Consider the following 443-nt stretch of genomic DNA (forward strand, 5'->3'; position numbering starts at 1 on the left):
GCCAAGGGCATCACGTCCCGCCATGTCACCAGCGACAGCTTCGATTTCGCCAGCCTGAACTACAAGTGGACCGGCAACCTCGCCACCGGCTACGCCTACGGCCATCTCGACAATTTCTACGACCAGCACATGGTCAACCTGACCTACCTGTTGCCGGTGACCACCGGCCAGTCATTGAAGACCGACCTGCGTTACGCCCGTTCCAGCGACGATGGCGGCAGCAATGTCGACAACAACGCGATCGGCGCCATGTTCACCTACAGCCTCGGCGGGCATGCTTTCGGCCTGGGCTATCAAGGCATGAGCGGCGACACCGGTTTCGCCTACATCAACGGTGCCGACGCGTTCCTGGTGAACTTCGTGCAGATCGGCGACTTCGCCAGCAAGGACGAACAGTCCTGGCAGGCGCGCTACGACTACAACTTCGCGGCCATGGGCGTTCC

Annotated in this window: 1 protein-coding gene; it reads left to right on the forward strand. The window is 61.4% G+C overall.

Translation table 11 applies throughout. The features are described 5' to 3' along the window. Positions 1–443: OprD family outer membrane porin (locus NPS56_RS31015; protein ID WP_274078178.1), on the forward strand; the 443-nt coding region annotated here is incomplete at both ends.

Origin of the sequence: Pseudomonas putida, from assembly GCF_028682635.1 — a bacterium.
Classification (GTDB): domain Bacteria; phylum Pseudomonadota; class Gammaproteobacteria; order Pseudomonadales; family Pseudomonadaceae; genus Aquipseudomonas; species Aquipseudomonas putida_AE.